Genomic DNA, 26,976 nt, shown 5'->3' with positions numbered 1-26,976 from the left:
TGTTGAAGTGCCTCTACATTTCATTGAGCAGATGTCGTCCGTGCTTGACGCGCCCGAAGATGCGGCGTGGTTCGACGCGGTGACTCAGCTCTCGAGTTCGTGGGGATTCAGTCAGGTCATGATGGCATTTTTGCCGCGCCCCGGAATGCGACTCGAAGACGCGTTCATCCGGACGAACTATTCGTCCGCCTGGAGGCAAAAGTACAACGATCAGAACATGGCGTATTTCGACCCGACGGTCGCGCATTGCTTGACGCGGTCGGCGCCGCTTGTCTGGTCGCCAGAACTGTTCGCAACGGAACAGCAGCAATCGATGTACGAGGAAGCCCGTTCCTACGGACTGCGGGCGGGCATCACCCTGCCAATCCACGGCCCGCGCCAGGAAGTCGGCCTGCTGTGCTTCGTCAACGACTCAGACCCGGCCGGAGACTTCAGCGACGACCTCAACCGTGCCCTGCCGAATCTGGTCTTGCTGCGCGATCTCGTGCTGGACACAAGCCAGCGACATTTGAACGGTCACGCCCAGTCGCTGATCCCGAAACTCACACCGCGTGAAAAGGAATGCCTCAAGTGGACCGCCTTCGGCAAGTCCACCTGGGAAATCTCGCATATCCTGAATTGCTCTGAGGCAGTGGTGAACTTTCACATGAAGAACATTCGTGCGAAGTTCGGCGTCAACTCGCGGCGCGCGGCAGCCGTGATCGCCACCCAGATGGGGCTTATTGACCCGGGTTAAGCAGCATCGGCGCGCCGGAGTGGCGCAGGACACGCTCGGCGCGGCCGAGGTCACCATCCGAAACTGTCTTGTTGAAGTACAAACCCAGCAGGATTGACACCGGCGGCGGAATCTCCGCGCCTGCCTCGAAGCGGCTACCGCGCGACTGTGTGACACCGAAGCGGGCCCAGAAACGACGCTGGCTTTCCTTCTTCTTCTTGCGATACTCGACGATCAGGAATCGGTCGATTGCCGACGACAGATCCCCTGACGGGAGTGAATGCATTTGCGTTCCCGCCGACCATTGATTGCCCATCAGTTCCATGGTGTACCTCGCTGTCAGTTATGCCGGATGAGTGACTGCCGCCCGTGTCATTCTCCAGAACTGCCATCCCTTGCGCACCTACCTATGTGGATAGGTGTCTTTTCATATTCATGGCGCATAGGTTTCGATCCACATTGCTGCCGTATCACGCGCATAAGGGAGAGTTGCCATGCAAACGACAATCCGTACCGGACTCAGCCAGGAGTTCGACAAGAACGAGATTTACGGGATGTACCGCCTCAGGGCCCGGGTATTTTGCGACCGTATGGGGTGGGACATACCGACTATCGACGGGATGGAGATCGATGGCTACGACGCGCTCGGCCCCCATTACATGCTGATCCAGGATCCGTCGCGCCGCGTGCTCGGCTGCTGGCGCACGATGCCCACCGACGGGCCGAATATGCTGCGCGACACCTTCGGCCAGCTGCTCCAGGGCAGCAGCGCGCCCGCCGGCCCGCATATCTGGGAATTGAGCCGGTTCGCGATCGAGTCCAATAACGATCAGGCGTTCGGTTTCGCCGATCTCACGACGCAGGCAATCCGCACGGCCATCGCCTTCGCGGACCGGATGGGCATCTCGCGCTACGTTACCGTGACCACCACGTCGATGGAACGCATGCTCCGCCGCACCGGCATGGAGGTATCGCGGATTGGGCAGCCGCAGCGAATCGGCGTCGAGAACGCGGTCGCGCTGGATATTGCCATGAGCCCCCAGACCCACGCGGCCATGTTCGGGCCTTTGTTGGCCACTGCCTGACGCTGTATGGGGCGGTTCGAACTCGCCAGGTGCGACGAGGCTGTCGCCCCTGTCTGATGCCTGGCGCTTGCAGCGAGTGCCGCAACATCGGCGGCCAGTAACCGGAAACTGAGGGAACGGCTGGCGGGGTGTCGCTGGCCCGCCAGGTGCAGATGACCGGACGCCTCGCCCGATGAACCGCTCCCCGCCCCCAGGACGGCCGGCAGTCGAAAACTTGACGTTTCTCCTTGCGCCTTCCATCTTTCATCTATATGTGGCGCATTATTTGTCCCCGATCAGTTAAGCTCGTGCCCATAGCAGACGGCACGTCGCCTCACCCGACGCAGTGTCGGGACCAGGCCGTGCCCTTACCGGGTCCACTCAAGCGGAGGTTCCATGTACAAACGCATCCTGGTCGCAGTCGATGGCAGCGACACGTCGCGCCGCGCATTCGACGCCGCGCTCGAACTCGCCAAGGCGATGGGCGCGAAGCTCCAGCCCTACTACGTGGTCGAAAACACGCCAATGTATTTCGACGCCCCCGGCTACGATCCGTCGATCCTGCGCAACCAGATGATTGCGCAGGGCAACGAGCTCGCCGAGCAGATGAACAAGGCCATGCAGGAACGCGGTGTCGAGGGCGAGATGGTGACCGGCGAGGCGTCGTCGCTCGACGACGTCCCTACACTTGTGCTGAACGCCGCCAAAACGGCGAACGCCGACCTGGTGGTGATGGGCACGCACGGGCGGCGCGGTTTTCAGCGGCTGATCCTCGGAAGTGTGGCAGAGCGCTGCGTGCGCCAGTCGACGCTGCCTGTCCTGCTCATCCCGTCCGCGGCTGGCGCGACTGTTGCTGTGTAACAATTAAATAAGAGCGACACTTGACAATGGGCCGCGTCTTCAATCCCTATGATGTACGCGGCTTCTGACCAGGCTCAAGGGCACTCATCTCAAAAGCGCGTCGTTTTGCCGCCAATCAAAGTTTCAAACACGGTGGACAATGTTCCCGCATAAGTAAATCAGAGGAAGGAGCAGGCAGATGTTGACCCCCACCGTCGTGTCCAATAGCAGCGTGCGCCGCGCAAGCCGTACACCCGTGGCCAACCCGCGCAGCTCTGCGCGCTGCTCCAGTTGTGCAATGCGTCATCTGTGCATGCCACAAGGCCTCGCAGTGGACGACATGCCGAAGCTCGAAGCGCTCATCTGCACGGCGCGCAGCGTGCGCCGTGGCGAGGCGCTCTATCGCGCCGGCGATCCGTTCGACAATCTCTATGCCGTTCGGTCAGGATCGCTCAAGACCGTCATGGCTCACCGCGATGGGCGCGAACAGGTCACCGGCCTGCGTCTTGCGGGCGACCCGCTCGGGCTCGACGGCATCAGCACCGATAGCCATACCTGCACCGCCGTTGCGCTTGAAGATAGTTCGGTGTGCATCGTCCCTTACGCCGCCCTCAAACACATGTGCCGCGAAACGGGCACGATGCAGGACCGCCTGCACCGCCTGATGAGCGAACAGCTGATTCGTGAATCGTCGCAGATGATGGTGCTCGGTTCGCTTTCCGCCGACGAGCGCGTCGCCGCCTTCCTGCTCGACGTATCCGACCGCAACGGTCAGCGCGGCTACTCGCACGCGGAGTTCAACCTGCGCATGACGCGTGAGGACATGGGCAGCTATCTCGGCATGACGCTCGAAACAGTGAGCCGCACCCTGTCCCGATTCCAGAAGCGCGGTCTGATCGACGCGCAGGGCAAGCTCATTCGCATCATCGACCTCGAAGGCCTGCGCCACGTCTAAGCGTAGCGCCAGCATTTCCCGCAATACCCCGAGGCCCGCGCGTCGTCCTTCCTGACGCGTGGGCCTTGCTTTCTGCACACCCCTCCTTGCGCGCCTGGCAGGGCGCTGGCACGCCTTCTGCGGCAGCGGTAAAGTCTCGTTCACCGCCCAAGCAAGGAGAATCGCTGAAATGCCTCTCTTGCCTCCGTCCACGCTCGCCGAGCGGCTGGTTAGTGCGCGCGCCGCCAGCGACGCACTCTTCGGCATCGTCAAATCCGATTTCCTCTATGAACGCCCGATCCGCGAGCGGCACCGGATCGTGTTCTACATTGGCCATCTCGAAGCGTTCGACCGCAATCTCTTCGATCAGCGGTTGTTCGACCTGCCGTCCTCCGATCCCCGGCTCGACCGGCTGTTCGCGTTCGGCATCGATCCGGTGGACGGTGCGTTGCCCACCGACACACCCGCGGACTGGCCGCGCCTCGACGCGATCCGCGACTACTGCCGCAATGCGCGGGTACAGATCGACACGCAGCTTGCGACACTCGACGTGCCACCCGACGCCCCGAATGACAATACCGCGGCCCAGTTGCTTAACGTCGCGATCGAACACCGGCTGATGCACGTCGAAACGCTCAGCTACATGCTGCATCAATTGCCGTTCGAGCAGAAATGCGAACCAAGCGGCACGACCACCCCGCCGGATCACCGCTACACGGTGACACCGTCGATGATGCCGGTTCCCGCGGGGCGCGCGGCACTGGGCATGACCGCCGAGCGCGGTGTGTTCGGCTGGGACAACGAATTCGGCGAGGTGCAGATCGACGTCCCCGCATTCGAGATCGATCGCTTTATGGTCACTAACGGGGCGTTTCTCGAATTCCTCGACGATGGCGGCTACGTGGATAAGGCCTGGTGGAGTGACGAAAACTGGGCGTGGAAGGAAGCGGAGAGTGTCGCGCATCCGGTGTTCTGGACGCGCGGCGCGGACGGCTGGCGGCTGCGGACGATGTTCGACGAGATCTCGCTACCGCTCGCGTGGCCGGTTTATACGAGCCATGCCGAGGCGAGCGCCTTTGCCCGCTGGCGCGGTGCGCGCCTGCCGAGCGAAGCGCAGTGGCAACGCGCAGCACACGGCGCGCTGCCCGGCCCGGGCGACAACTTCGATTTCCGCAACTGGAACCCGGTGGCCGTGGATGCGACGCCGGGCAGCGCCAGTACGTGGGGCGTCGAAGGGTTATACGGCAACGGCTGGGAATGGACGTCGACGATATTCGGACCACTGCCCGGCTTCAAGGCCTTTCCGTTCTACGAAGGCTATTCGGCGAACTTCTTCGATGGCCGTCACTTTGCGATGAAAGGCGGCTCCGCGCGAACAGCCGGATGCATGCTGCGGCCGACTTTCCGCAATTGGTTTCAGCCGCACTATCCGTATGTCTATGCGGGGTTTCGGTGCGTGAGGTAGTAACCGATCGATGAATACTTTGGCATTGACTTAACGTGCCGGTCGATTTTTTGTGTCGGTCATCGGTTAATTCCTCAAATCGAAGACCCGCCAAAGGTGCCCGCCGACCTGTTTTCCCTATTCAACGTCTCGTCGCTGAATCTGCAGACATACCAGGCACGATGCCATCAGGTATTTCCTGTGCACTGTCCATGCGTTCGGGCGGCGCAAAGACAGGCGACTTCACCCTTCCAACATCTTCGGCCGCCTTTAGCGTAGCCGAACGACGAGCAGGACCAAAACAAAGAGGCAGGATCGAACGGGTTGCGTGGCATGGCGTCGCGCAAGGCGCGGAAGACTAACCAAACGAGCATCTCAAATTTATACTCAAGCAATTTTGCGATAACTGCATTCAGTTCGCCTGTTCGTAACCCCCGCTCGTGACTAACCGATTCCGCACACACCTGACCGCATGGCTTGGCTTGCTTGCCATGTGGCTCATTGTGTCCGCGCCGATCGTAAGTCAACTCGTTGAACGGGCCCGCTCGCACGAGAACCCCGCCGTCGCGCTCATGGAAATGAACATGAGCGAAATGAGCATGGGCGATATGCGCATGGGCAACATGCCCATGCACAAAGCGCACATGAAAGCGGCTGCCCGCGGGGTCAACGACGGCAGTCATCATGCCTCGAAGCCGTCGATGGCGGCATGCGACTACTGCAACCTGCTCGCAACCCACGCCGCAATGCCGGCGCTCAGGCACGTCGCAGAATCGGCGCACATGTTCATCATGTTCGCTGCCACGCGCGTCCTTTCCACCCGATTCACGCCAATAGGCGCTTTCCCCGCCGGGCGCCCACGCGCGCCCCCCGTCGTTTCCTGATCGCAAGCGTTTGAGAAGACCTCGATAAACGTGCGTCGTTGACACACGCGATGTCGTTCGTCCATCGATTTCAGGAATTGATATGATTTACTTCGTATTACGAAGCGTATTCGCTCGTCCGTACAAAATGGCACGGTATGCCCCGCTGGGTATGCTTCCCTTTTCACTGTTTACACCTTACGCCCACGCTGACAATACGCAGGGCGAAATGACCCTGCCGGCCGTCACTGTTCAAGCGAAGAGTGATTCGACCAGCACCGTCCAGCCCGCGGTCGATCCCAACCTGCCCGCGTCCGTGGAAACCGTCACGCGCGACCAGTTCAACAACTGGAACGTGGTCAATACCGAAGACACGCTGAAGTATCTGCCGAATCTCGCGGTGCGCAAACGCTTCATCGGCGATTTGAACTCGATCATCGCGGTGCGTGGAACGAGCAATACGCAAAGCGCGCGCGGTCTCGTCTATGCCGACGGCCTGCTGCTCAGCAACCTGCTGGGCAACAGCTACTCATTTCCGCCGCGCTGGTCGATGGTCTATCCAGATGAGATCCAGCAGGTCGACGTGATCTATGGACCGTTCTCCGCGCTCTATCCGGGCAATTCGCTCGGCGCGACGGTGCTCATTACGACACGCATGCCGACGAAGTTCGAAGCCACCGCGGACGTAAAAGCGTTCACGCAGCATTTCAGCCTCTTTGGCGTCAACCAGAATTTCAACGGTAGTGAAGCCACGGCGACGGTCGGCGACAAGATCGGCAATTTCTCGTTCCGGCTGGGCGTCAACCACCTCGAGAACACCAGCCAGCCGTTGAGCTTCGCGACGCTTGCGAAGTCGTCGACGCCCGCGAAGCCCGGCGATGTGCCGGTAACCGGTGCGCACTTCTACAACAACCAGACCAATACGCCGACCGCCGTGATCGGCGTTAACGGCGAAGGGATCGAGCACACGGTTCAGGACCAGTTCACGCTGAAAACACAATACGATTTCACGCCGACCGTTCAGGGCGCCTTCACGCTCGGCTACTGGCACCAGACTTACGACAGCCAGACCTCGACGTTCCTTACCGACGCGAACGGCAATCCGGTGTATAGCGGCGCAGTCAGTATCGGCGGCTACCACTACACGATTCCGGCCGTCGCGCTCGCGCCCAGCCGCGGCTACAACGAGAACTGGTTGTACGGTCTGTCGTTGCGCACGCATCAGGCGACCGGCTGGAATGCGGAAGCGATCGCATCGTATTACGACATATCCAATAGCGTGGCGCGCACGGCCAACGCGGGTGGTCCAGGCAACGGGCCAGGCGTTGTGACCTTCGGCGATGGCACCGGCTGGAAGACCCTCGACCTGAAGGCGACGTGGACACCGCAGTCGCCCGCACCCGGATTGCTGAACCACTGGCTGACATTCGGCTATCACTACGACAACTATTTCCTCGACAACGAGAGCTACAACACGGCGAACTGGCGCGACGGTGCGGCGAGTTCCTTCGCTAATTCGTTCAGCGGCAGAACCCAGACCCAGGCGGTGTACGCGCAGGATGCATGGCGCTTCCTGCCGCGCTGGAAGTTCGTCTACGGTTTGCGCTACGAGGACTGGAACGCGTACGACGGCCAGCAGACGGTCGGCGCGACGCGTCTGCCGTATCCCGAGTCGAGCCAGCACCATGTGTCGCCGAAGGCTTCGCTGTCCTATGACGCAACCGAAGACCTGACGTTGCGGGCATCGATCGGGCGCGCGTACCGTTTCCCGACCGTCAGCGAGCTTTTCCAGGGGAAGATCAACGGCTCGACGATCATCAACAACAATCCCAACCTTCAGCCGGAAGACGACGTGTCGAAGGAGTTGGCGGCCGAATGGGCGCACTGGAATGGCCTGTGGCGCCTTTCGGTGTTCCAGGACGACGTCAGGAACGCGATCTTCAGCCAGACCGACACGACCGTGATTCCGAACGTCACGAGTTTCCAGAACATCGGCAAAGTGCGCTCGCGCGGCGTGGAGTTGAGCTATCAGGGCGAGAATGTCGTCATTCACGGACTCGATCTGATCGCCGGCGTCGCGTACACGCAGTCGAAGATTCTCGAGAATGCGCAGAACCCCGCCACCGTTGGCAAGTATTTCTACCGGATTCCGTTGTGGCGCGCCGATCTCGCGGCGAGTTACCACATCGATGAGCGCTCGACGGTCATGGTGGGTGCGCGTTATTCGGGCCGCCAGTACAACACGCTGACCAATACCGATTCGAATCCGAACGTATTCGGCGGCACGAGCACGTTTACGGTGGCCGACGCGAAGTACACGTTCAGCCCGACGAAATCGACCCGTCTTGCTGTCGGGATCGACAACATCTTCGATGCGCGGTACTTCGTTTATCACCCGTATCCGGGACGGACGTTCTACGTCGAAGCCAAGGTCGGGGTATGACCGTGAGCGAGCAACTCGCCCTTCCATCGCCCTGGTTGCCGGCGCACCGGCCGGCGATGCGGTCCCGCAGGCAAAAGCGCTATGTCGTGGGTGCTGCCGTACTCGTTGGCGCGCTGCACGCCGCCGTGCTCGCTTTCGTGATGTCGCGGCCCGAACCGCGACGAGACGCGGCTCCGCTCCATGTCGTCGCGGCCGAACTCATAGCAGCCTCACCCGCAACATCCGCCCCGCCGCCGCCAGCCACTCCGCCGCGCCCGCAACCGCCAGCACATGAGCGGCCGACGCGCGCGCCGCATCCGGTTGCCCGTTCCGTGGCACCCACGCCGCACGAGCAAGTCGTAGAACCTCAGCGACAGCCGACACCCGCCGCAGCGGCCGCACCGTCTGTCTCGCCCGCTCCGCAGCCGGAAGTTTCGCAAGCAGTGCCGCAGGCGTCATCGACACAACATGCCGTTACCGGCAACGGCGAACAGCACCCGCGAGCCGTCGCACAACTCGATTGCACGATCGCCAAACCGGCTTATCCGTTGCTGTCACGGCGCAACAGGGAAACGGGCACGGCGCTCGTCGAGCTACGTATCGACGTCACGGGTCACATCGATTCGGCACGCGTTGTCGCTTCGAGCGGGTATCCAAGACTCGACGCCGCTGCGCTCGATGCCGTAGAGGCCAGCGCGTGCGTGCCTTACAAAGAGAACGGCAAGCCCGTGCCCGCGACCGCAAAAGTACCGGTCGTGTTCAATCTTTCCGAATAAAGGAGTTCGAAAATGCAAACGTATGGCCTGCAACATGTCTGGCATCAGGGCGACCCCGTCACGCGAGCGACCGCGCTGTTGCTCGCTGCCATGTCGATTGTGACGTGGACGGTGATATTGCTGAAGTCCATCGAGCTGCGTCGCATGGGAAAACGCGCGGCGCGTGCCGAGCGACAGATCCGGGACACGGACTGGACGGAGTCCGGTGCACCAGTGTTCGGCGCGCCCGGTTCGCCGTTCCACGACGTGGCCGAAGCTGGGCAACGCGCGCTCGCCCGACTTGAGTCGAGCCGGCATCGCAATGCAAATCTTGTCGACTTGACCGACTGGCTGACGCAGTGCCTCAAGGCCGCGACTGCCGACGCTTTGGCACCGATGCAGCGTGGGCTCGCATTGCTTGCGTCGATCGGGGCGATTGCACCGTTCGTTGGATTGTTCGGCACCGTGTGGGGCATTTATCACGCGCTGATCGCGATCGGCGCGAGCGGCGACGCCAGTCTCGATCAGGTTGCCGGCCCGATCGGTGAAACGCTCGTCATGACCGCGTTCGGCCTTTTCGTCGCCATTCCTGCCGTGGTCGGCTACAACGCACTCACGCGCATGATGCACAGCGTCGTCGCCAGGTTGAACCGTTTCGGGCACGACGTGCTCGCGGCGTTGTTGACCGGCACTACGGCGTCGGTCACGCAATTGCACACCTCGACGGCGCGGAGGCAAGCATGATTGGCGATCACACGAACACCGGTTCCGGGGGCGGCCTCGCGGCGGAAATCAATATGACGCCACTCATCGACGTCATGCTCGTCTTGCTCGTCGTGTTCATGGTGACGTTGCCGGTCGTCCATCATGCAGCGAAGATCGCGCTGCCTCAAGCGAGCAGCCAGCGCGAAGATTTGCGCGTTCCGCATGTGGACATCACGCTCGATGCGAGCGGACAGATTCGCTGGGATGGCCGGGTCATGACCGGGCAATCGCTCGAAACAGCCCTTGTTTCCGCTGCGAAACAGAACCCGCAGCCCGAAATTCGCCTCGTCGCGGACCACATGGTGCGCTACGGCGAGGTCGCCAGCCTGCTCTCGCAGGCGAGCGCTGCAGGCGTCGCCAAAGTCGGTTTCGTCACCGATCCCGTTTCCTCACATTGAGTAGACCGACCATGCCACATTTTTTCATGCGCGCCATGCTTGCCGGTCTCGCGTTGACGATCGGAAACCTCGCATCGGCACATAGCGCCGACACTATGCCGGCGATGCATCATCACGACGCGTCGCCGGCCGCTCAATGTGCGAGCCTCGCGCTCGACTGCGCGACTGTCGCGACCCCGTTCCTCGACGCGCACGGCAGGCTCTGGGTCGTCTGGTCGGCCGACGGTGCCGTGTCCGTTTCCGCCTCGAACGATGCAGGCAAGCACTTCGACGCGCCCGTAGTGATCGGGCGATACGGTGCGCGGCTCGACACCGGCGCGGAGTCGCATCCCCAGATCGCCGTCGACGGCAAGGGGCGCATCGTTGTTGCCTACAGCGTGTTCAAGGACGACAACTGGAACGCCGAGGTGCTGGTGTCGCGCTCGGGCGACGGCAAGACATTCTCGCCGCCGCACGCGATCTCGTCGGACGCGGCGAGCCAGCGCTTTCCGGTCATCGCGTTCGGTGCGCACGATACGCTTTTTGCGGCGTGGCTTGACAAGCGCACGGTCGCTGCCGCGCACGAACATGGCATGCAGCAGGCGGGCGCTGCGCTCGCTTACGCGTGGTCCGACGATGCCGGGGCGACCTTCAAGGGAGAAGCGATCGCCGAGGATCATACGTGCGAATGCTGCCGCGTCGATCTCGCGCTCGACGGGAAGCAGAACCCAGCCGTGCTGTTTCGCAAGATCTACGGCACGAACGAACGCGATCACGCGGTGCTGGCGTTCAACGATCAGCATGTACCGACGAGTTCACATCGCGTCGCGATTGATCACTGGGCGATAGATGGTTGTCCTCATCATGGCCCTGCCCTGGCCGTGTCATCGGACGGGACGTGGCATGCCGCCTGGTTTACGGCGGGTGAAGCGCGCGAGGGTCTCTACTACGCGCGTTCCACCGACCAGGGGCAGAGCTTTTCGGTGCCGCAGAGCGTGGGAGAGGCGGCGTACCAGCCTGGACGGCCTTCGCTTCTTGCGCGGGAGAAGTCCGTGTGGCTTGCATGGAAGGAGTTCGATGGCGAGCACATCCTCGCCCGGGTGCGTCATTCGAGCGACGGCGGTTTGACGTGGTCCGCCGACCGCACGATCGGAACGGCGGAAGGCCAGACCGACCGGCCGATGCTCGTCGCCGACTCGCAGCACGTCTACCTGTCCTGGCTCAGCCAGGAACACGGCTATCAATTGATCGTATTGGACGCGTCATGAATCACTATTTCCGGCCCTTCTTCAGCGTCACCGTCGCGTTCGTATTGGCGTGTTCGTCCGCTCTTGCTCTTGCTGCGTCACCGCGTCCCTTCACGGCTCACAGCCTGGCCGATATTCGCGCGCACCATGCGGGCAAACCGCTCGTCGTTCATATCTGGGCGATGAGTTGCGGCCCCTGCATAGGCGAATTGCCGAAGTGGGGCGAGTTCACGCGCACGCATCGCGGTGTCGATCTCGTGCTGGTGCGATTCGATCAGGCTCCGTCCGACGCAACCGCATCGCGGCTCGCACAGGCGGGCCTGGGTGCCATCGAAAGCTGGGGTGTCGTGTCCGAGCCCGACGAATATCTGCGTGCGAGCGTTGACGTGAAATGGTTCGGCGATGTGCCGAGAACGCTGCTCATCGCGCCGGACGGCGCGGTGACTTCGATTCGCGGCGTCGCCGATCCGCAGAAGGTCACCGCATGGCTCGACTCGGTAGAGGCGGCATCGCGCCATAACGCACGCTGACGCAGGCACACGCGTCGTTGTCTAGCCGCCGGGGACGTCGGTGACGGTATTTGTTTCATTCATCCGATGAATAGCGCAATCGGCGCGACCTGAGCATTTTCGGGTATCGCCACGCGCCGCGATTTATTTTCAATTTTTTCCGCGTTTTGATCGTCTACCGTCATGGCAACCGGATGGCGTTCGCCATTCCAACCTCTCCATCTTCCGTGAGCAAAGGAGCAGGCACATGGCGACAGAAACCAAAGTCTCGATTTGTTTGCCTACGTGCAACCGTCCGGACCTCCTGATCCGATGCATCGAATCGTGTCTCGCGCAGACGCACGCGAACATCGAAATCGTGATCGGCGACGATTCGCCGGACGAGCGGACCGAACGCATGATCGCTCAGTGCTACCCAGACGATGCGCGCATCGTCTATCGACGCCACACACCCGCGCTCGGTCAGGCGCGCAACGTCGCGAGTCTCTTTGCGCGGGCGACGGGTAACAAGATCCTGCTCATCCACGACGACGACTATCTGGCCACGACGGGTATCGAGCACCTGCTGGCGCAGTGGGACCGCTATCCCGGTCTACAGGTCGCGTTCGGCAATCAATACGAAGCCGACCAGAACGGCGCTGTCGATCTTGTGGCAAGCCGGCGCATGAATATCGCCTTTCACCGCACGCCAGGGGCGGCGGGTTTGCAGGCGTTGCCAGGGCGTGTTGGCATCGTGCAGATGTTTCCGAACAACGGCTGGCTCGCAGATGCCGCAATCGTCAAGCAGATCGGCTACGACGAGCACTATGGCGTGTGCTGCGATTTTGTTTTCGGCGTCCGGTTGTGCCTTGCGGCTCGACGTGTGTGTTACGTCGACGCCTATATCTCGTACTATCGGAAAAGCGATGTCTCGGTCTCGCAGGCTACGCGGCAAACGACGAGCGCAGCATCGCTTGCCGCGTGGCATTTCCTGAACGGACTAGCGTTGCCGCCCGAACTCGAATCCGCGCGCAAGCTCGCGTTTCGACGGCTTGTGCCTATCGTGGTATCGCTCCATGCGCGCAACGATGATGCGCGCACCGGGTTGAATCTTGTGCTCGGGAATCTTTACGCTTACCGGTTTGGGTTCAGTCCACGGCTTTATTATCACTTGCTCATGATCTGGAAAAGTGCGCGGCGGGCAAGGAAACAGCCGCGGGCATTCGTATTCGAGGCAAATGAACAAGTTTCCGATCAGAATCGTCAGCGTATTCCTTAGGATAACGGTCTCTACTTCAGAGGCAATTCATTTGTCATTCAGCGTCAGCAAGATCGCCTGTTTTCGCACTGCGCGGCGCACGACAGCAAGTTGGGGAATCTGGCGCCGCCGCGTGGCCGAAGGTACAGTTTGACCATCAACGATGGGAGGTGCCATGAACCAGGGAATCAGCGTCGTGGGCTTGTACGTCGACGATCAGGACGAGGCGCTCGCGTTCTACGTCGACAAGCTCGGATTTCGCGTCCACACGGACGTGCGCAACGGAACCTACCGCTGGCTCACGGTCCAGCATCCGGATCAGCCCACATTCCAGCTCGGCCTGTTCACACCCGGCCCGCCCGTCCACGACGAGGCGACCGCGCAAACCCTGCGTGCCGTGGTCGCCAAGGGGGCCATGCCGCCCCTCATCCTCGCGGTGGCCGACTGTCGCGCAAGCTACGCCCAGCTGAAAGCCAAAGGCGTGGAATTCACCCAGGAGCCGATGGACCGCTTCGGCAGCGTCGATGCCGGCTTTCGCGACCCCGCCGGAAATGGCTGGAAGATGATCCAGTCCCCCAAAGACGCGACATAAGCACGGGCACGCGTATTCATCGATAGCGGTTGCCGCGCAGCGCGTCGAGTTTGTACGCGGAACATGTCGACGAACTCGATATCAGCGCGAATCGTCTGCCCACGCTTTCGCAGTACGCACCGCGCGTTGCCAACCCGCACGGCACGTATCGACCGCGCGGGCGTCCATCGACGGATCGAAGCGTCGATCGAGCCGCCACTGGCTGCGCAGTTCGTCGACGCTCTTCCAGTAACCGGTCGCGAGTCCAGCGAGATACGCGGCGCCTAGCGCCGTGGTCTCGGTGATCTGCGGACGCACCACGTCCACGCCGAGAATATCGGCCTGGAACTGCATGAGCAGGTTGTTTGCACTCGCGCCGCCGTCCACGCGAAGCTCGCCGATGCGCACGCCCGAGTCCGCTTCCATCGCAGAGAGCACGTCGAGCGACTGATACGCGATCGAATCGAGTGCCGCGCGCGCGAGATGCGCCGAGGTCGTGCCGCGTGTCACGCCGAACAACGAGCCGCGCGCGTGCGCATTCCAGTGCGGCGCGCCGAGACCGGCGAACGCGGGCACGAGATACACGCCATCGGTGTGCGGTACGCTCGCCGCGAGCGCTTCGATTTCTCCCGCGCTCCGGATGATGCCCATGCCATCGCGAAGCCACTGCACGACAGCGCCCGCAATGAAGATGCTGCCCTCGAGCGCGTAGTTCACCTCATTGCCGATTTGCCAGGCGATCGTCGTGACGAGGTTGTTCTTCGACTCGATCGGCATCGTGCCGGTATTCATGACGAGGAAGCAGCCGGTGCCGTACGTGTTCTTCACCATGCCGGTGGCGGTGCACATCTGTCCGAACAGCGCGGCCTGCTGATCGCCGGCGATGCCCGCAAGCGGAATATTCGAAGCGTACGCCGCGCTCCGCGTCTGCCCGTAGATCTCCGACGACGAACGCACTTCAGGCAGCATGCTGCGTGGAATATCGAGCGCGTCCAGCAGATCGCCGTCCCACTCGCGCGTGTGAATGTTGAAGAGCATCGTGCGCGACGCGTTGGTCACGTCGGTCACGTGCAGTTCATGCTTCGTGAAGTTCCAGACTAGCCAGCTATCGACGGTGCCGAATGCGAGCAGGCCGCGCCTCGCCTTTTCGCGCGCACCTTCGACGTTGTCGAGAATCCAGCGGATCTTGGTGCCCGAAAAATATGAATCGATGGGCAGACCCGTCTTCGCGCGCACCGTCGCCTCCAGGCCCTGCGCCTTCAACTGGTCGCAGAAGTCCGCGGTGCGGCGGTCCTGCCAGACGATCGCGTTGTAGATCGGCTGGCCCGTCTCCCGATCCCAGACGATGGTCGTCTCGCGCTGATTCGTGATGCCGATGGCGGCGATGTTCGCGCCGCTCATGCCGGCGCGCGTAACGGCTTCGGCCGCGACGCCGGCCTGCGTCGACCAGATTTCCAGCGGATCGTGTTCGACCCAGCCCGGCTGCGGGTAGATCTGCCCGAATTCCTTCTGCGCCATCGAAACGACGTTGCCCTGGCGATCGAACAGCAAGGCGCGCGAACTCGTCGTGCCCTGGTCGAGCGCGAGAATGAACTGATCCTGCATGTGTCTGATCTCCATCCGTCGGTAGTTGTGATCGGCGCTGCGTTGCGGCATCGAGTATCTGGCCGCGTGCCGCATGTCATGCGATGTCCGGCCGATCCTCAGTGTGCCGTATGCGCGCTCGTTGCGTGCGAGCCGGCGAACCAGCCATCGATCGCGGTCGTCACCGCGTCCATCGTACCCGGTTCGACGTGCAAGCCGAGCTTCGAGCGGCGCCACAGGACGTCCTGCGCGCAGGTCGCCCATTCTGCATCGCGCAGATAGCGCAGTTCCGCTTCATAGATGCCCGGCGCAATGGCCTGGCCCAGACCGTCCAGCGACGTCGCATTGCCCACCACACGGCTCGCGCACGTGCCGTAGGCGCGCGCATAGCGGCGCGCGAGTGACGCGGGCAGCCACGCGTGACGCTTCGCGAAGGCATCGGCGAACGGCTCGAAACGCGCGTGCGCGATGTCGCCGCCCGGCAGCGGCACGCCGGCCGTCCACGCACCGGCGCTCGAACCAAGCGCGCGGCACAACACGTTTGACGCTTCCTCGGCGAGCTTGCGGAACGTCGTGATCTTGCCGCCGAACACGGAGATGAGCGGCGCACCGTCGCCCTCGTCCATCTCCAGTTTGTAGTCGCGCGTGACGGCGGACGGGTTGTCGGCGTTCTCTTCCTCCAGCAGCGGACGTACGCCGGAAAAGGTCCAGCACACATCCGCAGGCGTGATCTTGTGCTTGAAGTAGCGGTTGATCGACTCGCAGAGATAACGCGTTTCGTCGCCGTCGATCGCGACCTTCGCGGGATCGTCGCGGTACTCCACGTCGGTCGTGCCGATCAGCGTGAAGTCGTGTTCGTAGGGGATCGCGAAGATGATCCGCTTGTCCGGATTCTGGAAGATATACGCGTGGTCGTGATCGAAAAGGCGTTTCGTCACGATATGGCTGCCCTTGACGAGGCGCACGGCGTGACGCGCGTCGCGGCCAAGCGCGCCGTGCAGCACGTCGGCCACCCACGGCCCTGCCGCGTTTGCGATCGCGCGGGCGCGGACTTCGAAGGTCGAGCCGTCCGGGCGCATGAGCCGCGCGTGCCACTCGCCGCTGTCGCGCCGCGCCGCCACGAGCTTCGTGCGCGTGAGGATCCGGGCGCCGCGCTCCTTTGCGTCGAGCGCGTTGAGCACGACGAGGCGCGCATCGTCCACCCAGCCGTCCGAATAGACAAAGCCGCGCCGGATCGAATCGACGAGCGGCGCGCCCGCCGGATGGCGGCGCATGTCGATGCCGCGCGAGCCGGGCAGCAGTTCGCGCTTCGCGAGGTGATCGTAGAGGAAGAGTCCGGCACGGATCAGCCACCCCGGACGAAGATCCGGCATGTGCGGCATCACGAAGCGAAGCGGCCACATGATGTGCGGCGCCGCGCGCAGCAGCCTCTCGCGCTCCTGCAGCGCCTTGCGCACGAGGCCGAATTCCTTGTACTCGAGATAGCGCAGGCCGCCGTGGATCAGCTTCGTGCTGGCCGACGAGGTGTGCGACGCGAGATCGTCCTGTTCGCAAAGGATCACCGAGAGACCGCGCCCGGCCGCGTCGCGCGCGATACCGACACCGTTGATCCCACCACCGACCACGAGCAAGTCGTACCGATTCTGTTCGCTCACCTGCTGTTCCCGGAAATTTGATGAAGGCGTCATGTTCGCAATCGAACTTTAATGAACAAATTCGAAAATGTACGTTCGATGCGGGCGTCCAAGAGCTGTTCTATTGTAAGAGGAGCCGCCCGACACCCGAAACGTCGCACACGCAACGTGCCGCGCGCCGTTCGTGGCATATCGGCGCAGCAGGGCTCGCTCGAACTCACCGGAGAGACGATATGAATCGACCGCCCCTTCAGCGCGTGCTCGTTGCCGCGTTCGCGGCGCTGGCGACCTCGGCCGTGCTGGCGCGGGGAATCACCCTGGCGCCTCCGCCGCCGCGCGCCGAAGAGGTGCCGCAAGCGCGCGCGGGCTACGTGTGGGACCCGGGCCACTGGAACTGGGTCCGCGGGCGCTACGTCTGGGCGGACGGCCGCTGGCTGGAGGATCGCCCCGACCATCACTGGACGCCGGGGCAATGGATCAGTGAAGGCCGGACCTGGCGATGGGAACCCGGGAAATGGGATTGAACCACTGCGGCTGAGCCTCTTCCGGTGCAACCCCGTTCCCCAGTGAAAACGCCGCGGCTTCAAAAACCCGCAGCGAGGCCATCACGCCGCGAATCGCTCGCCGCGACGTAGCCGCGCTCGGAATCGTTGCGGTCGAGCTTCCAGATGAACTGGCCCGAGCCGAAATCCATGTACGGATCGTCAATGCTCTTGATCTTGTGGCCGAGGTCCTGCAGCGCGCGCGTGGTGTCCGGATTGAAGGTCGATTCGAGGTCGACGGTGAAGTCGCGATTGACCTTCCACCGCGGTGCGTCGCATGCGGCCTGCGGCTGCTGGCCGTAGTCGAGCATGCGCACGACGGTCTGCAGGTGGCCTTGCGGCTGCATGTCACCGCCCATCACGCCGAAACTCATCACCGCCTCCTGGCGGCCGTCCACCTGCTGCGTGAGGAACGCAGGAATGATGGTGTGGAACGGGCGCTTGCCGCCCGCCACCACGTTCGGCGACGCGGGGTCCATCGAAAAGGCGCAGCCGCGGTTCTGCAGGGCGATGCCGGTGCCCGGCACGACCACGCCCGAACCAAAACCCATGTAGTTCGACTGGATGAAGCTCACCATCATGCCGCGCTCGTCCACGGCCGACATGTAGATCGTGCCGCCCGACCTCGGCATGCCGAAGTCGAAATGCGTTGCGCGCTTCGGATCGATCAGCTTTGCGCGCGACTTCAGGTACGCGTCGTCGAGCATCTGCTCGGGCGTCACGTCCATCGAGCGCGGATCGGCGACGTAGCGATAGACATCCGCGAACGCGAGCTTCATCGCTTCGATCTGCAGGTGCTGCGCCCGCGCGCCGTCGAGCGGCAGCGAAGCCATGTCGAACTGTTCGAGAATGCCGAGCGCGATGAGCGCCGCGATGCCCTGCCCGTTCGGCGGAATCTCGTGCACCGTATAGCCGCGATACGCCTTGCCGATCGGCTCGACCCAGTCCGCGCGATAGTTGCGCAGATCGTCCTGCGACATCGCTGCGCCGCACTCGCGCGAAAAGGCCGCGATGCGTTCGGCGATCTCGCCTTCGTAAAAGGCGCGTGGTCCCTGCTCGGCGATGAGGCGCAGCGTCGCCGCATGGCCCGGGAAGCACACGCGCTCGCTGACCTCGGGCGCACGGCCGTGCGGCATGAAAGTCGCGGCAAAGCCTGGCTGATTCTGCAGTTCGGGAATCGCAGCCTTCCATTTGCGTGTGACGATGCTCGCGACGGCATGGCCACGTTCGGCGATCTCGATGGCGGGCGCCATCAGATCGGCGAACGGCAACGAGCCGAATTTCGCGTGCAGCGCTTCCCAGCCTGCGATCACGCCAGGTACGGTCGCGGCGTCCCAGCCGCGCAAGGGGTTTTTCGCGAGCCCGTTTTCCTCGCCGTAGCGCTTGCGGAAGTAATCGACGTTCCAGGCAGCCGGCGCGGTGCCCGACGCGTTCAGCCCGTGCAGACGGCTGCCGTCCCACACGATCGCGAACGCATCGCCGCCGAGTCCGCACGATACCGGCTCGACGACCGTGATGGCGGCCGCCGCGGCAATCGCGGCATCGACGGCATTGCCGCCCTTCCAGAGCATGCGCAGGCCGGCCTGCGCGGCGAGCGGGTGCGACGTCGACACGATGTTGCGGGCGAACACCGGCACGCGCGGCGTCGGATACGGGTTTTGCCAGTCGAAACGAGTCATGTAGGGAAGTCGGTCAGCGATAAAAGGCGAGCCGGCAGGGGGCCGGTGGTTGCTCCAATTATGTTGAAGTTTAAAACAAGGAAATATTAGTAGTTCAATCGAGACGATCGTCACTCTCGTGCGCAGCGACGTCGGCGTGAGCGTGCTGCCCGCAGTGCACAGCGGCAACTAGCGGTACGGTCCGAATCCGCGGCTGCTTGCTCAACCGGGCGCCCCCTTCATGCGCACGGTCCGAATGATTCACCGGAATGCACAACGACACACGCCGCTCGCCGACACCCTCACCCGAATGCGGCGGCCGGCCACCTGAACGTCTTCACGTGGCGCACGGCGGTATAGTGGAACGCCTATGCGAATAACGACCTTCCGGTTGCAGGCGATCCGCGCGACGCCAACGCAGCGCGCCATCGCGCTGATGCTGCTGTGCGCCACGGCGCTTGCCGGGTGCCAGTTACCGCCGCTCGGCCACCGCACGGAATCGTCGGCGCTGAACGCGCAGGACGCGCAAGCCACGCCGCTCGGCCATGCGGTTGCCGGCGAGCTGGCCGCGCATCCCGGCCTCACGGGCATCGACCCGCTGCCCGATCCGCTCGACTCGTTTGCAGCGCGCGTGGATCTCGTCCGGACTGCGCAACGCACGATCGACGTCCAGTACTACATCTGGCGCAACGACCTCACTGGCACACTGTTGCTCGAAGCGCTGCGCGAGGCGGCGGATCGCGGCGTGCGCGTGCGCCTCCTGCTCGACGACAACGGCACGGCGTCGTCGCTCGATCCGACGCTCGCGGCGCTCAACGCGCATCCCAACATCGAAGTGCGGCTCTTCAATCCGTTCGTGGTGCGCTCGCCGAAATTCATCAGTTTTCTCTGGGATTTCCCGCGCCTGAACCGACGCATGCACAACAAGTCGCTCACGGCCGATAGCGCGGCGACGATCCTCGGCGGCCGCAACATCGGCGACGAGTATTTCGCCGCAACCGATGGCGTGGTCTTCGCCGATCTCGACGTGCTCGCGATCGGCCCCGCGGCGGCTGACGTGGCGCACGATTTCGACCGCTACTGGGCGAGCGCGTCGTCCTGGCCCGTCAACCAGCTCCTCCCGGCGCCCGCGCCGGACGGGCTCGACACCCTCGACCGTGCAGCGAAGGCCGTCGAGGCCGACCCGGCCGCCGCGGCTTACGTGCAGTCGCTGGAGAAAGCGACGGACGTGCGCCGGCTCATGGATGGCACGCTGCCGCTCGAATGGGCGACGGCACGTCTCGTCAGCGACGATCCCGTGAAAGCGAAGGGAAAAGCCGAGCCGGAGTCGCTGATACTCGCGCAACTGCACGCCATCCTCGGCGACCCGGACCACGAACTCGATCTCGTCTCGCCTTACTTCGTTCCCGCTGAATCGGGCACCCGCTATTTTTCGGATCTCGCGGCGAAAGGCATCAAAGTCCACGTGCTCACGAACTCGCTCGAAGCCACCGATGTCGTGCCCGTTCACGCAGGCTACGCGCGGCGGCGCAAGGCGCTGCTGGCAAGCGGCGTCGAACTGTTCGAGCTGCGCAGGACGCCGGGCGCACCGACCAGCAAAACCGCGGGCAAGGGTAAGGACTCGGGGGGCGTCGTGTTCGGCAGCTCAGGGTCGAGCCTGCACGCAAAGACCTTCGCGCTGGACGAGCATCGCGTCTTCGTCGGCTCGCTGAATTTCGATCCGCGCTCGGCCAACCTCAACACCGAACTCGGACTCGTGATCGACAGCCCCGAGCTCGCGCTGCGCATCGAATCCATGTTCTGGACGCAAGTGCGGCAGCTTGCGTACGAGGTGAAGCTCGATCACGACGGCTCGCTCTACTGGATCAAGCGGACCGGCGACGTCACCGAGCGCTTCGACACCGAGCCCAACACGACATGGGGCAAGCGCTTCGGCGTGTGGTTCTTCTCGCTGCTCCCGATCGAGTGGTTGCTTTAGGTTACGTCGTGCGGTTCAGCGCCTTGACCGCGTCGAGCGCGCCGGTCACCATTTCGCGCAAGACAGGCTCCACTATCGCGGCGAGCGCAGGTTCGTAGTCGAACGGGGCCACCTCGTGCATGTAGGTCGACTGGCACATTTCAAGCTGGATCGCGTGCACCCCATCGTGCGGAGCACCGAAATGCCGCGTGATGTAACCACCTTTGAAGCGGCCGTTCGCGATCCACGTGTATGCGCTGGCCGCCGCTGCACGCTCGGCGCGCGCCTGTACTTCGGCGGCGACGGTGCGGCCTTCCTGCGTGCCGATGTTCAGGTCCGGCAGCTTGTTGTCGAAGAGACGCGGCAACACGCTCGCTATCGAGTGCGCCTCCCATAGCAGGACGTTCGCGTGCTGCGCGCGCAGGCGTTGCAACTCGGCGCGCAGCGTGTCGTGATACGGCTGCCAGTAAGCCGTCACGCGGCGCTGGCGCTCGGCCGCATCCGGCGCGTGGCCGTCGCGATAGATCGGCTCGCCGCGAAACGTTTCGGTCGGGCACAGCGATGTCGTCGTCTGCCCCGGATAAAGGCTTTCGTCGTTCGGCGGCCGGTTCAGATCGATCACGTAGCGCGAGATACGCGCGCCGAGGATCGTCGCACCCAGTTCCTTCGCAAACGCGTAAAGCCGGTCGAGATGCCAGTCGGTATCGGCCACGGTTAGCGCGATGTCGGTGTACTGGCCGCGCAAGGCGTCCGGAATGTCCGTGCCGAGATGCGGAATCGAAATCAGGAGCGGCGCGGTGCCGCGCTCAAGCGTATAGAGGTCGGTCATGGCTTTGGGCGTTCGAGATTGTGCGCGTGAGTTCACGCGTCGGCGAGCAGGCGCTTGAGCGCCTTGCGATAGTCCGCGTAAAGACGGTCTTCGTCGCGATGGCGGCGTTGGGCCACCACGCGTTCGCCGCCCGTGTAGACGTCGAGGACCGGCGTCTCGCCATGCTCGCAAAACACGATCGACGAAAGCCAGGTTTGCGGAGTCTGTTCGGCGAGATTCGGATGCCCGGCGTCGAGCACGATCCAGTCCGCCCGCGCGCCTCGTTCGAGCGCGCCGGTCGCGCGACCGGTTGCACGCGCGCCACCCGCGAGCGCTGCGTCGAACAAACGGTCGGCGACGTGCGCCGTGTTCGGGGCTGCCAGCACGTTGCGCTGGCGGCGCGCGAGCCGCTGACCGTATTCGAGCAGTCGCAGCTCCGCGCGCCAGTCAACGCCGATGTGGCTATCCGATCCAACGCCAAACACGCCCTGCGCGTCGAGATAATCGTGCGCCGGGAAAATGCCGTCGCCAAGGTTCGCTTCGGTCGTCAGACACAGCCCCGCTACCGCGCCGCTCTTCGCCAGCGTGACGGTCTCGCTCGCATCGATATGGGTCGCATGAACGAGACACCAGCGATGGTTCACGTCGAAACACTCCAGCAACCATCGCACGGGACGTGCGCCTTCCGTCGCGATACACGCTTCCACTTCTGCCGTTTGCTCCGCGATGTGAATATGCACCGGCGCACCGGGCAACATGGCGTCGAGCCCTTCGAGCAGCGCTCGCAGCGACGCCTGCGAAACGGCGCGCAGAGAATGCGGCGCCACGCCGTAACGCAGCGCGCCGTGTTCGGGCCGCGCACCGCGCAGCGTATCGATGAGCGCGAGCAACTGGTCCGGCGAATTGATGAAGCGCCGTTGATCGTCGCGCGGCGGCAGCGCGCCGAAACCGCTGTACTGATAGAGCACCGGCAGCATCGTCATGCCGATGCCGGTCTCGCCCGCCGCATCGACCACGCGCTGCGCCAGCTCCGCCGGATTGCCGTAACGCCTTCCGTCCTGTGCGTGGTGCACGTAGTGGAATTCGCAGACGGACGTATAGCCCGCCTTCAGCATTTCGACGTAGAGCCAGCGCGCGATCGCGCCGAGGTCATCGGGAGTGATGCGCGCCGCGAAGCGGTACATGAGATCGCGCCAGCTCCAGAAGCTATCGGTGGGTTTCGCGCGATACTCGGTGAGGCCCGCCATTGCGCGCTGGAATGCGTGTGAATGAAGATTCGGAATGCCAGGCATCAGCGGGCCGGATGCCTGCGCCACGCCTTCGGGCGCGTGCGGCACATCCGGCGTGACAGCCCGCAGCGTGCCCATCTCATCCCATTCGAGCAGCACATTCCGGCGCCAGCCGTCAGGAAGATACGCATACGCTGCGAAAAGTGCGCGTGTTGTTGTGTTCGTGTCCATGGTTTGCGTCATGCCGCCAGGTTGCGCCGGAAAACGGTCTCGCCGCCACGCACTACGCGCTCGCACAACGGGCGGCCGATCCAGTACGCGAGTTCGGCGAGCGATTGCACGCGCCATACCGCGAAATCAGCGGGACGGCCCGTGGCGAGCGTGCCGTGGCGATCAGCGTCGCCGAACGCTCGGGCCGCGTGCTGCGTCACGCCGAGCAGGACTTCGGGCACCGTCATGCGAAACAGCGTCGTCGCCATGTTCATCATCAGCAGGAGCGACGTAGCGGGCGATGTCCCCGGATTGCTGTCCGTCGAAATCGCGATCGGCACCTCGTAGCGGCGCAGCAAGTCGAGCGGCGGCAACTGCGTTTCGCGGATGAAGTAGTACGCGCCCGGCAACAGCACCGCGACGCTACCCGCACCTTTCATCGCCGCGACGCCCGCTTCGTCGAGAAATTCGAGGTGGTCGGCCGACAACGCGCCGTGGCGTGCAGCAAGCGCCGCACCGCCACCGTTCGAAAGCTGCTCGGCGTGCATCTTGACCGGCAGGTTACGACGCGCCGCCGCTTCGAACACACGCTCGCTCTCTTCGAGCGTGAAGCCGATGCGCTCGCAAAACACGTCGACCGCGTCGACCAGTCCTTCGTCCGCGAGCGCGGGCAGCATATGCTCGCAGACCTCGTCGATGTAATCGCCCGAACGCCCCGCGAATTCGGGCGGTAATGCATGCGCGCCGAGGAATGTCGTGCGCACCGTCACCGGATAACGGTCGCCCAGCCGTCGCGCGACGCGCAACATCTTGCGCTCTGCAGCGAGTTCGAGGCCGTAGCCCGACTTGATCTCGACGGCCGTCACGCCTTCGGCCAGAAGCGGTTCGAGACGCGCCGCCGACTGGGCGAACAGCGCGTCCTCGCTTGCGGCGCGCGTCGCGCGAACCGTCGAGACGATGCCGCCGCCCTGGCGCGCGATCTCTTCATAGCTCACGCCCGCGAGCCGCTGCGCGAATTCATCGGCGCGCTGCCCGGCGTAAACAAGGTGCGTGTGGCAATCGACAAGCCCAGGCGTCACCCACGCGCCGTGCAGGTCTTCACGCGGCCAGGGCGCGTACTGCGCAGGCATGTCCGCAACCGCGCCGAGCCAGGCGAGCTTGCCATCCTCGACGGCAATCGCCGCATCTTCGACCGTGTGCCGGGGATCGCCCTGCGCGCACAGTTTGAGGTTGTGCCAGACAGTTTGCTTCATGACGTCCTCGCGGCGTTCAACGACACCGCACCATTGGATTGCCCGTCCGGATGCAGGCGAAGCACATCGAGCGCGACCGCCAGCAATGCGCCCTCGCCTTGCGTCTCTACGTTCACCGGTTCACTCGCGTCGATCCGCAGCGTATCGCCAGCGACGAGCGAAAACGCACGCTCGCCACGGTCCACGCGGACATCGAACGCGCCTTTCGCGCAATAGAGCAGTACGGTTTGCGCCGCGATGTCACGCACGATCGGCGCGCGCCACACGTCGAGCGTACCGCGCGCCGCATCGCGGCGCACCATCAGGTTGAAGTCGCGCGTGGGCCCGTCCACGAGCCGCGCGTCGATCGCCGTTTCGCCCGCGAAGCGCGCGGTGTCGAGCGGTTGCACGAGGGCGTGCGTCATCGCGGCAGGCCCTGCCTCGTCGAGCAGCATGCCCGCGCCTTCGAGCAGCACCAGCGTCCGATCGACGCCCTCGAAACGCGAGAACGGCCCAGGCTGCGCGACGTCGGCCACACTCACGCGCCACGCGAACGAATCGAGCGTGGCGTCCTGGGTTTCGGCGGAAGCCGCCGCGATCTCGCGCGTGACGCCGCCGCCGTTCTTCCACGGCGACGCAACCAGGTCCGCGCCGCGCAAGAGCACGACGCGGGGTCCGTGCGTGCCGCTCATCGCCCGAGCATCGGCAGCTTCAGGCCCGCTTCGCGCGCCGTCTGCTGTGCGAGTTCGTAGCCGGCGTCCGCGTGACGCATCACGCCCGTCGCCGGGTCGTTGTGCAGCACGCGCCCCAGACGCGCGTGCGCCGCATCCGTGCCGTCCGCCACGATCACCACGCCCGAATGCTGCGAAAAACCCATACCGACACCGCCGCCATGATGCAGCGACACCCACGACGCGCCGCCGGCCGTGTTGAGCAGTGCGTTGAGCAGCGGCCAGTCGCTCACGGCGTCCGAGCCGTCCTTCATCGCTTCGGTTTCGCGGTTCGGGCTCGCGACCGAGCCCGTGTCGAGGTGATCGCGGCCGATCACGATCGGCGCCTTCAGCTCGCCGTTCTTCACCATTTCGTTGAAGGCCTGGCCGAGGCGATAGCGGTCCTTCACCCCCACCCAGCAGATCCGCGCCGGCAGCCCCTGGAACGCAATGCGCTCTCGCGCCATGTCGAGCCAGTTGTGCAGGTGCGCATCGTCCGGAATCAGCTCCTTCACCTTCGCATCGGTCTTGTAGATGTCTTCAGGATCGCCCGAGAGCGCGACCCAGCGGAACGGCCCCTTGCCCTCGCAGAAAAGCGGCCGGATATAGGCCGGCACGAAACCCGGGAAATCGAAAGCGTTTTCGACGCCCATTTCCAGCGCCATCTGACGAATGTTGTTGCCGTAGTCGAGCGTGGCCGCGCCGCGCTCCTGCAGTGTGAGCATCGCGCGCACCTGATTGGCCATCGACTGCTTCGCAGGCAACACGATGCTCTGCGGATCGATCTTCTGCGCCTCGCGCCATTGTTCGACGCTCCAGCCAAGCGGCAAATAGCCGTTGATCGGGTCGTGCGCGCTCGTCTGGTCGGTCACGCAGTCCGGCGTGACGCCGCGGCGGACGAGTTCGGCGAACACAGCCGCAGCGTTACCCAGCAGCCCCACCGACACCGGCTTGCCCGTGCGCTTCGCGTCCTCGACGATGGCCAGCGCCTCGTCGAGCGTCTTCGCCTTGCGGTCCACGTAGCGCGTCTTCAGACGCAAGTCGATGCGCGTCTCGTCGCATTCCACCGCGATCATCGAGAAGCCCGCCATCGTCGCCGCGAGCGGCTGCGCGCCACCCATGCCGCCGAGGCCGCCCGTGAGAATCCAGCGGCCCTTGGGGTCGCCGTTGAAGTGCTGGTTCGCCACGGCGTAGAACGTTTCGTAGGTGCCCTGCACGATGCCCTGCGAGCCGATGTAGATCCAGCTGCCGGCCGTCATCTGGCCGTACATCATGAGGCCTTTGCGATCGAGTTCGTGGAAGTGGTCCCACGTCGCCCAGTGCGGCACGAGGTTCGAGTTCGCGAGCAGCACGCGCGGCGCATCGGCATGCGTGCGGAACACGCCCACCGGCTTGCCCGACTGGATCAGCAGCGTCTCATCCTCATTCAGGTCCTTCAGCGAAGCGAGAATCTGGTCGAAGCACGCCCAGTTACGCGCGGCGCGGCCAATGCCGCCATACACGACGAGCGCATGCGGGTGCTCGGCGACCTCCGGGTCCAGATTGTTCTGGATCATCCGGTAGGCGGCTTCGGCAATCCAGGTCTTGCAGACCTTCTCGCTGCCGCGCGGCGCGCGGATCGTGCGGGTGGGATCGAGGCGGGGATCGGTGAAGTTCGGCTGGTTCATGG

At 63.9% G+C, this 26,976-nt stretch carries 25 protein-coding genes; 16 read left to right on the top strand and 9 right to left on the bottom strand.

Annotated features, from left to right (window positions below; genetic code table 11):
* Positions 1 to 31: 31 nt before the first annotated feature.
* The gene (locus D1Y85_RS04500) at positions 32 to 736 is read left to right on the top strand and encodes a helix-turn-helix transcriptional regulator (RefSeq protein ID WP_124149875.1); all 705 of its coding nucleotides are present in this window, start codon (positions 32 to 34) and stop codon (positions 734 to 736) included.
* On the opposite strand, the gene D1Y85_RS04495 is transcribed toward D1Y85_RS04500, so the two are convergent.
* Positions 720 to 1,040: a helix-turn-helix domain-containing protein gene (locus D1Y85_RS04495; protein ID WP_124149825.1), complete on the bottom strand. Its 321-nt coding sequence runs from the start codon at positions 1,038 to 1,040 to the stop codon at positions 720 to 722. The genes D1Y85_RS04500 and D1Y85_RS04495 overlap by 17 nt on opposite strands.
* Before the next feature lie 169 nt (positions 1,041 to 1,209).
* Here D1Y85_RS04495 and D1Y85_RS04490 point away from each other — a divergent pair, with 169 nt between their 5' ends.
* The 13 genes from D1Y85_RS04490 to D1Y85_RS04430 all read left to right on the top strand — a co-directional run bounded on the left by D1Y85_RS04490 (position 1,210) and on the right by D1Y85_RS04430 (position 13,764).
* Positions 1,210 to 1,800 carry an acyl-homoserine-lactone synthase gene (locus D1Y85_RS04490; RefSeq protein WP_124149824.1) on the top strand — a complete coding sequence of 197 codons (591 nt, stop codon included), beginning with the start codon at positions 1,210 to 1,212 and terminating at the stop codon, positions 1,798 to 1,800.
* 375 nt (positions 1,801 to 2,175) lie between these two features.
* The gene (locus tag D1Y85_RS04485) at positions 2,176 to 2,640 is read left to right on the top strand and encodes a universal stress protein (protein WP_124149823.1); all 465 of its coding nucleotides are present in this window, start codon (positions 2,176 to 2,178) and stop codon (positions 2,638 to 2,640) included.
* A gap of 178 nt (positions 2,641 to 2,818) precedes the next feature.
* Complete coding sequence (locus D1Y85_RS04480; protein ID WP_124149822.1) at positions 2,819 to 3,574, top strand: helix-turn-helix domain-containing protein; 756 nt, start codon at positions 2,819 to 2,821, stop codon at positions 3,572 to 3,574.
* A gap of 169 nt (positions 3,575 to 3,743) precedes the next feature.
* Positions 3,744 to 5,018: an SUMF1/EgtB/PvdO family nonheme iron enzyme gene (locus D1Y85_RS04475; protein ID WP_124149821.1), complete on the top strand. Its 1,275-nt coding sequence runs from the start codon at positions 3,744 to 3,746 to the stop codon at positions 5,016 to 5,018.
* Positions 5,019 to 5,437: 419 nt separating this feature from the next.
* Entirely contained in the window at positions 5,438 to 5,881 is a 444-nt protein-coding gene (locus D1Y85_RS04470) for a DUF2946 domain-containing protein (protein ID WP_124149820.1), read from the top strand.
* A 151-nt stretch (positions 5,882 to 6,032) separates the two neighbouring features.
* Positions 6,033 to 8,303 (top strand): TonB-dependent receptor, encoded by a 2,271-nt coding sequence (locus D1Y85_RS04465; protein WP_425466876.1) that lies wholly within the window; start codon positions 6,033 to 6,035, stop codon positions 8,301 to 8,303.
* A gap of 422 nt (positions 8,304 to 8,725) precedes the next feature.
* Positions 8,726 to 9,058: an energy transducer TonB gene (locus tag D1Y85_RS26960; RefSeq protein WP_185218904.1), complete on the top strand. Its 333-nt coding sequence runs from the start codon at positions 8,726 to 8,728 to the stop codon at positions 9,056 to 9,058.
* A gap of 12 nt (positions 9,059 to 9,070) precedes the next feature.
* Positions 9,071 to 9,781 (top strand): MotA/TolQ/ExbB proton channel family protein, encoded by a 711-nt coding sequence (locus D1Y85_RS04455; RefSeq protein ID WP_124149817.1) that lies wholly within the window; start codon positions 9,071 to 9,073, stop codon positions 9,779 to 9,781.
* Complete coding sequence (locus D1Y85_RS04450) at positions 9,778 to 10,200, top strand: ExbD/TolR family protein (protein WP_124149816.1); 423 nt, start codon at positions 9,778 to 9,780, stop codon at positions 10,198 to 10,200. Before D1Y85_RS04455 ends, D1Y85_RS04450 begins: the two co-directional genes overlap by 4 nt.
* Before the next feature lie 11 nt (positions 10,201 to 10,211).
* Positions 10,212 to 11,447, top strand: coding sequence for a sialidase family protein (locus D1Y85_RS04445; protein WP_124149815.1), 1,236 nt, complete (start codon positions 10,212 to 10,214; stop codon positions 11,445 to 11,447).
* Entirely contained in the window at positions 11,444 to 11,956 is a 513-nt protein-coding gene (locus tag D1Y85_RS04440; protein WP_124149814.1) for a TlpA family protein disulfide reductase, read from the top strand. The genes D1Y85_RS04445 and D1Y85_RS04440 overlap by 4 nt, the downstream gene beginning before the upstream one ends.
* Before the next feature lie 226 nt (positions 11,957 to 12,182).
* The gene (locus D1Y85_RS04435; RefSeq protein ID WP_124149813.1) at positions 12,183 to 13,193 is read left to right on the top strand and encodes a glycosyltransferase family 2 protein; all 1,011 of its coding nucleotides are present in this window, start codon (positions 12,183 to 12,185) and stop codon (positions 13,191 to 13,193) included.
* 154 nt (positions 13,194 to 13,347) lie between these two features.
* Positions 13,348 to 13,764 carry a VOC family protein gene (locus D1Y85_RS04430; protein ID WP_124149812.1) on the top strand — a complete coding sequence of 139 codons (417 nt, stop codon included), beginning with the start codon at positions 13,348 to 13,350 and terminating at the stop codon, positions 13,762 to 13,764.
* A gap of 81 nt (positions 13,765 to 13,845) precedes the next feature.
* On the opposite strand, the gene glpK is transcribed toward D1Y85_RS04430, so the two are convergent.
* On the bottom strand, positions 13,846 to 15,348 hold the full coding sequence (gene glpK / locus D1Y85_RS04425) for a glycerol kinase GlpK (RefSeq protein WP_185218903.1): 1,503 nt from the start codon (positions 15,346 to 15,348) through the stop codon (positions 13,846 to 13,848).
* Positions 15,349 to 15,446: 98 nt separating this feature from the next.
* The gene (gene glpD / locus D1Y85_RS04420; RefSeq protein ID WP_124149873.1) at positions 15,447 to 16,982 is read right to left on the bottom strand and encodes a glycerol-3-phosphate dehydrogenase; all 1,536 of its coding nucleotides are present in this window, start codon (positions 16,980 to 16,982) and stop codon (positions 15,447 to 15,449) included.
* 212 nt (positions 16,983 to 17,194) lie between these two features.
* On the opposite strand from glpD, the gene D1Y85_RS04415 reads away from it, so the two are divergent.
* Positions 17,195 to 17,485 (top strand): YXWGXW repeat-containing protein, encoded by a 291-nt coding sequence (locus D1Y85_RS04415; protein WP_124149811.1) that lies wholly within the window; start codon positions 17,195 to 17,197, stop codon positions 17,483 to 17,485.
* A 59-nt stretch (positions 17,486 to 17,544) separates the two neighbouring features.
* Here D1Y85_RS04415 and D1Y85_RS04410 read toward each other — a convergent pair whose 3' ends face one another.
* Complete coding sequence (locus D1Y85_RS04410) at positions 17,545 to 19,182, bottom strand: gamma-glutamyltransferase family protein (protein WP_124149810.1); 1,638 nt, start codon at positions 19,180 to 19,182, stop codon at positions 17,545 to 17,547.
* A gap of 349 nt (positions 19,183 to 19,531) precedes the next feature.
* Here D1Y85_RS04410 and D1Y85_RS04405 point away from each other — a divergent pair, with 349 nt between their 5' ends.
* Positions 19,532 to 21,139 (top strand): phospholipase D family protein, encoded by a 1,608-nt coding sequence (locus tag D1Y85_RS04405; protein ID WP_221410264.1) that lies wholly within the window; start codon positions 19,532 to 19,534, stop codon positions 21,137 to 21,139.
* 1 nt (position 21,140) lies between these two features.
* Here D1Y85_RS04405 and hutG read toward each other — a convergent pair whose 3' ends face one another.
* The 5 genes from hutG to hutU are packed head-to-tail and all read right to left on the bottom strand — an operon-like array spanning position 21,141 to position 26,974.
* Positions 21,141 to 21,947 carry an N-formylglutamate deformylase gene (hutG, locus tag D1Y85_RS04400; RefSeq protein WP_124149809.1) on the bottom strand — a complete coding sequence of 269 codons (807 nt, stop codon included), beginning with the start codon at positions 21,945 to 21,947 and terminating at the stop codon, positions 21,141 to 21,143.
* 32 nt (positions 21,948 to 21,979) lie between these two features.
* The gene (locus tag D1Y85_RS04395; RefSeq protein ID WP_246024774.1) at positions 21,980 to 23,386 is read right to left on the bottom strand and encodes a formimidoylglutamate deiminase; all 1,407 of its coding nucleotides are present in this window, start codon (positions 23,384 to 23,386) and stop codon (positions 21,980 to 21,982) included.
* An 8-nt stretch (positions 23,387 to 23,394) separates the two neighbouring features.
* Positions 23,395 to 24,618, bottom strand: a complete 1,224-nt coding sequence (gene hutI, locus D1Y85_RS04390) for an imidazolonepropionase (protein WP_124149807.1) — start codon at positions 24,616 to 24,618, stop codon at positions 23,395 to 23,397.
* Complete coding sequence (locus D1Y85_RS04385) at positions 24,615 to 25,289, bottom strand: HutD/Ves family protein (RefSeq protein ID WP_124149806.1); 675 nt, start codon at positions 25,287 to 25,289, stop codon at positions 24,615 to 24,617. Before D1Y85_RS04385 ends, hutI begins: the two co-directional genes overlap by 4 nt.
* Positions 25,286 to 26,974: a urocanate hydratase gene (gene hutU, locus D1Y85_RS04380; RefSeq protein WP_124149805.1), complete on the bottom strand. Its 1,689-nt coding sequence runs from the start codon at positions 26,972 to 26,974 to the stop codon at positions 25,286 to 25,288. The genes D1Y85_RS04385 and hutU overlap by 4 nt, the downstream gene beginning before the upstream one ends.
* Positions 26,975 to 26,976: the final 2 nt, after the last annotated feature.

This window comes from Paraburkholderia dinghuensis, from assembly GCF_003837865.1.
Taxonomy (GTDB): Bacteria; Pseudomonadota; Gammaproteobacteria; order Burkholderiales; family Burkholderiaceae; genus Paraburkholderia; species Paraburkholderia dinghuensis.
Note: the sequence above shows the minus strand (reverse complement) of the source record. Positions and strands in the feature narration are given on the sequence as shown.